This is a genomic window from Hyphomicrobium sp., from assembly GCF_020852195.1.
Taxonomy (GTDB): domain Bacteria; phylum Pseudomonadota; class Alphaproteobacteria; order Rhizobiales; family Hyphomicrobiaceae; genus Hyphomicrobium_C.
In genome coordinates, this window is record NZ_JADZBI010000090.1 from 1 (window position 1) to 5,111 (window position 5,111).

6 protein-coding genes are annotated in these 5,111 nt (G+C 66.1%); 1 reads left to right on the forward strand and 5 read right to left on the reverse strand.

The window, feature by feature from the left end:
• Positions 1–600: argininosuccinate synthase domain-containing protein (locus tag IT540_RS07105; protein ID WP_291175047.1), on the reverse strand; the 600-nt coding region annotated here is incomplete at its 3' end.
• Between the two features lie 342 nt (positions 601–942).
• Here IT540_RS07105 and IT540_RS07110 point away from each other — a divergent pair.
• Entirely contained in the window at positions 943–1,764 is an 822-nt protein-coding gene (locus IT540_RS07110) for a hypothetical protein (protein WP_291175050.1), read from the forward strand.
• Positions 1,765–1,767: 3 nt separating this feature from the next.
• Here IT540_RS07110 and IT540_RS07115 read toward each other — a convergent pair whose 3' ends face one another.
• From IT540_RS07115 to rlmN, 4 genes are all read right to left on the reverse strand, one after another.
• Positions 1,768–2,367, reverse strand: a complete 600-nt coding sequence (locus IT540_RS07115; RefSeq protein WP_291175053.1) for a hypothetical protein — start codon at positions 2,365–2,367, stop codon at positions 1,768–1,770.
• A 132-nt stretch (positions 2,368–2,499) separates the two neighbouring features.
• A complete protein-coding gene (locus IT540_RS07120) occupies positions 2,500–2,922 on the reverse strand; it encodes a hypothetical protein (protein ID WP_291175056.1) in 423 nt (140 codons plus the stop codon).
• 113 nt (positions 2,923–3,035) lie between these two features.
• Positions 3,036–3,458 carry a hypothetical protein gene (locus IT540_RS07125; protein ID WP_291175059.1) on the reverse strand — a complete coding sequence of 141 codons (423 nt, stop codon included), beginning with the start codon at positions 3,456–3,458 and terminating at the stop codon, positions 3,036–3,038.
• 6 nt (positions 3,459–3,464) lie between these two features.
• Positions 3,465–4,754, reverse strand: a complete 1,290-nt coding sequence (gene rlmN / locus IT540_RS07130) for a 23S rRNA (adenine(2503)-C(2))-methyltransferase RlmN (RefSeq protein WP_291175062.1) — start codon at positions 4,752–4,754, stop codon at positions 3,465–3,467.
• Positions 4,755–5,111 lie beyond the last annotated feature (357 nt).

The window sequence follows — 5,111 nt, forward strand, 5'->3', positions numbered from 1 at the left end:
CTTCCCCTCCGAGGAGGAGTGCAGCAGGTTGGCATCCACCGAGAACGGCGCCTCGCCCTCCTTGTCCTTGGCGACCGGGATCTGATTCTTGCGCGCGAACTCCAAGAGCTCCTCGCGACCCTTGAATGTCCACTCGCGCCACGGCGCGATGATCTTGATGCCGGGCTCGAGTGCATAATAGGTGAGCTCGAAGCGCACCTGGTCATTGCCCTTGCCGGTCGCACCGTGACAGACGGCATCCGCGCCGGTCTTGCGCGCGATCTCGATCTGCTTTTTGCCGATCAGCGGCCGCGCGATGGAGGTGCCGAGCAGGTAGATGCCCTCGTAAAGGGCATTGGCGCGGAACATCGGGAACACGTAATCGCGGACGAACTCCTCGCGCAGGTCCTCGATGAAGATGTTCTCCTTCTTGATGCCGAGCATCTCCGCCTTCTTGCGTGCGGGCTCGAGCTCCTCGCCCTGCCCGAGGTCGGCGGTGAAGGTGACCACCTCGCAGCCGTAGGTCTCCTGCAGCCATTTGAGAATGATCGAGGTATCGAGACCGCCCGAGTACGCGAGCACCACCTTCTTGATGTTCGGCTTGCCGTCTTTCGTGCTCATTTCCCCGACCTCTTTCCCTCTCGGTATGCGTCCAGAAGCGCGGGCACTATAGGCACCCGCCCCGGGGCCGCAAGGCGCAGTGCGTCCCAGCGTACCCACAGCAAATCCGCCGGACCGTGACCCTGTGGCACCTGCCGGCTCGACGCATGAAACATCGGTCCGTCAATGACCTAGGCAGCGCCTCTGTCTCGGCCGCGCCCTGCCTTTAGTCTACCGAAGGGAAAATCTCCATCATCTGGCCGTGTTTTTTTGGCCCAGAGAAGCTACTGTGCCGGGCGTAAGTCCAAAAGAATCAAGCGTTCCAAGCGTTGACGGAATCCAAGCGTTTCGGGGGAAACGATTGTGAAGCAAACAACGACCTCGCTGCTGATCTCCGCTCTCGCGCTGGCGGGCCTCGCTGTTGCGGCCGGCCCGGGCGCAGCGCAGACGCCCGCACCGGCGATCGAGGTGAAGGGGGCAGCCGCAGCCGAGCCTGCTCCGGCACCCGCTGCCAAGAAGACGTCGACCGAGGTTCTGCCCTGGGCCGGCAAGCCGCTCGCGCCGATGGCCGCCGCACCCGGAGCGGATGTCGAGGCGTTGGAAGCCGCGGCGGTTCAGTGTTCGAGCTTGTTCGAGGCGGCCTGCCGCGATCTCAAGACCTGCGCCTGGGTGGCGGATGTCATGCTTGAGGATGGCACGCTGGTGCCTGCGCGCTGCGCGGCCCGTCCGCCCGCTCCACCCAAGAAAGCCGCCAAGAAGACCACGCCTCCGAAGAAGACAGCCGCGGCGCCGGAGGAGCCCGCTAAGACGACCGCGGCTCCGGCCGTGAAGGCATCCGTCACGCGCATCGAGGACGAGGAGCCGGCACCGAAGGCGGAAAAGCCGAAGCAGCCTGAGAAGACGAAGACCGCGGTCAGCACCGAGCCTCCGGCAGCGGAAGCGCCGCCCGTCGTCAAGCAAAAGGCAAGCGAGCCTGTCGCCGAAGCCAAGGCCCCGGCCCCCGCCAAGGACGCGGAGCCGCCAGCCGCAGAAAGCAAGCCTCAGGCTGAAAAGACGGAGACAGCCAAGGGACCGATCGTCGTGAAGCCTCCAGAGGAGTCGGCGCCACAAGGACCGTCGTTCGGCTCGATCTCGGCATTCGGCGGAGGCAACGCGATCGTCGTCACAGTTCCGCCGAGCCAGTAGGCCCTACGCCCAGGGAAGCTTGAAGGACGTCGTGAACGGCGCCAGCAGCATGGCGCCGAGCCAGGTCTTGGGCGAGATGATCTGCGCCACGGCGAACCCGCTGTCGGAGCGGTAGCTCGAAAGCACGCGGTTGAAGGACGTCGTCGCGGCCTCGGCGGCGTCCATGGCGGCCACGTTTGCCTCCGCCGTCGGCAGCGCCACCGCACGCGGAACGCCGGCCGTCATCATGGCGTAGGCCATGGGCCAGCTCGCGGGGTTGCCCTGCAGCGGGAACAGGCCCCACCAGGCCCGCATCGGCGCGAACATCGGCGAGTTGGCCCAGGCGTTGGACATGCGGATGAAGTCGATGGGCATCCCCGTTGTGACGGAATGCGTGGGGCCCGTGACGGCCGAGCGATAGGGACGCGGGCCGGAGACGAGCTGCAGCCGCGGCGGCCGCTCGTCGTCCTGCGCGCCGGATCGGGCGGCACGGCTCCAGAAATCGAGCGTCTGGTCGGCCAAGGCGGCATAGGCGGCGGAGGCCGCCTGAACATAGCCGAAGGCGGCCGTCGCATAGCTCTTGGCGAAGCGCTGGGAAAGGTCGCTCTGGACGTGATCCATCATGGCGGGTCCTTGTCTCGGTTGCGCAGGGTATGGCACGCACGATTGTGCACCGCAACAAGATAGGCTTCCATGCGCTCGCGCGCAATGGCGCGCTGAAAAAATTAACCTAAAGAAGCCATGCAGGATGAGACTTTAGGCTATAGCAGGCCGCTTTTTCGGCACCGCCACATACCAGTACGCGAGTCCGGCGGCGAGCCCCGACGCGACATAGGCCGAAAGGGCATAGCGGTTGAGGATGGTCTCGGGGCCGGCTTCTCCGACGTACTGGGCAAAGAACCCGGCAAGCGCGATCCCGATCCCGGCGGCGGCGAAAAAAAGGATCGACCGGATCCCGAGCCATCCCGCGAAGAGGGCGGCCAGCAGCGCGAACGGGGCCGAGAACACCGCCGACTGAGTGGCGGCGAGAAGCGTCAGCAATCCGAGGCTTTGGAGGTGGTTGCCCGTTGCGCCGCCGCGCAGGAAGTCGCCGCCGGCGACGAACAGCACCTGCACCACGCCGGCCACCAGCACGGCGGCGATAAATCCCAGAATGATCCTGATGATCGCGACGAACATCCAGGCCCCCAAGCTTTATCCCGCGCGGGTAACCTAGAGTGCTTCCGGAAAAGTGGAAACCGGTTTTCCGATAAGGTGCGCGACTGAACAACGAGCTGATGCCGCGCGGCCGCTCAAGCATTGCGGCCGGCGAGCAGCCAGTAGACGAGGCCGCCCGCGAACCCCGCGGTCGCGAACACATGCCACAGCGCCGGCAGCGCATAGGTCATGTTGCCGGGATCGACGCGCGCCAGCAGCGGGATGATCGCCAGGGCCACGCCGCCGCCCACCATGTAGTAGAGCCACGACCGGATGCGGGCCACCTCGCCGACGATGACGACGATGAGCGCGGGGATCAACGTCGCGCCCGACGCGATGATGGTTCCCTGCCAGGCCACGTCGAAGGCGGCGGAGACCGTATCTGTCTCGTCGAGGTTGTGGATCGCGTGCGTAATCGTCTCGAGCCCGAGCGTGACGAGCACGAACATCGCCGCCGCCGCTGCGAGCAGGAACGCGATCGGGATCCAGATCAGCCGTCCGAGAGTCCGGAGCACCATGCCGCGTCAGGCTCCCGGCTCGGGAGATGGAGCAGCTTGGTCGCCGGCAGCGCTCTGCCGCTCCCGCGCGCGCAGCCTCACGCTCTCGCTCTTGAGCTGCCCGCACGCGGCCAGAATGTCCCGTCCGCGCGGCGTGCGCACCGGGCTCGCATAGCCCGCCCTGTTCACGACGTCCGCGAAACGCTCGATGGTCTCCCAGTCCGAGCATTCGTAGCGCGAGCCCGGCCACGGATTGAACGGAATGAGATTGATCTTGGCCGGGATTCCCGCCAGGAGGCGAACCAGCGCCTTGGCGTCCGAAAGGCTGTCGTTCACGCCCTTCAGCATCACGTACTCGAAGGTGATGCGCTTGGCGTTCGATGCGCCGGGATAGGTGCGGCACGCCTCCAGAAGCTCGGCCAGCGGGTACTTCTTGTTGATCGGCACCAGCTCGTCGCGCAGCGCGTCGTTGACCGCATGCAGCGAGATCGCGAGCATGGTGCCGGAAAGCTCGCCCCAGCGTTTGATCTCGGGCACGACGCCGGACGTCGAGAGCGTGATGCGCCGCTTGGAGAGCGACAGCCCCTCGCCGTCGGAGGCGATCTCCATCGCTTCCTGCACGTTGTCGAAATTGTAAAGCGGCTCGCCCATGCCCATCAGCACGACGTTGGTGATCTTGCGGTCCGTTGCGGGCAGCAGACCGTTGTCATGCTGGAAGCATGCCTCCGGCATGACGGGCCGCTTGGCACCCGGCCAGTCACCGATGCGGTCGCGCGCGAGCAGGATCTGACCGACGATCTCGGAGGCTTCGAGGTTGCGCACCAGCCGCTGCGTGCCGGTGTGGCAGAAGCTGCAGGTGAGCGTGCAGCCCACCTGCGACGAGATGCAGAGCGTGCCGCGATCGCTCTCGGGGATGTAGACGGTCTCGATCTCCGGCGCCCGCGCCTCGTGCCCGCGCCTGGGCAACCTCAGCAGCCACTTGCGCGTGCCGTCCACCGACACCTGCTCGGCGACGATCTCCGGCCGGTCGAGCGTGAAGCGCGCCGCAAGCGCCTGGCGCAGCTCCTTCGAGACGTCCGTCATCTGGTCGAACGAGGTGGCGCCGATGATGTAAAGCCAGCGCCAGAGCTGCGTCGTGCGCATGCGGAGCTGCTTCTCCGGCACGCCCACGGAGGCGAGCGCCTCACGCAGCCGCTCGCGGCTCATGCCGGCCAGCGTCGGCCGGAACACCGCCTCCGTGCCCGTCGCCTCGCCGCCTTGCGGCTGCCTTTGATCCAGAACCAGTGTCATCGCCTTCGCTTCAAATTCTGCCGACACCTCGCCTATCTCTCCGTCATCCCGGCGGAGGCCGGGATCTACGCCAGTCTCCGCGGCCAAAGGTGCTCTAAACGTACCACGATCGCCTGTGGAAGCTTGCATGGGTCCCGGCCCTCCGCCGGGATGACGGTGCGCGGAGGCGCCGTCAGCGCACAGCAACTCCAGGAAACTTCCCTTATCTAGCGGCTTCGTGTCGGCTTCGGAAGCCCGGCATCCTGCGGCCGACTGGTAACCTTTTCCCCCTGGAACCGATCCGCGATAAGGCGGCACGCTTCTGCGCCCTGATCGTACGAAGAATCGGACATCCACCGTCCGCTCCTCCCTTTCCCTCCCTTGTCGTGGCGAAGGCTAGCCTTC

Excerpts from the sequence above, each read along its gene's own strand:
- IT540_RS07125 (WP_291175059.1), bottom strand. The coding sequence starts at position 3,458 with ATGGTGCTCCGGACTCTCGGACGGCTGATCTGGATCCCGATCGCGTTC.
- IT540_RS07120 (WP_291175056.1), bottom strand. The coding sequence starts at position 2,922 with ATGTTCGTCGCGATCATCAGGATCATTCTGGGATTTATCGCCGCCGTG.
- IT540_RS07115 (WP_291175053.1), bottom strand. The coding sequence starts at position 2,367 with ATGATGGATCACGTCCAGAGCGACCTTTCCCAGCGCTTCGCCAAGAGC.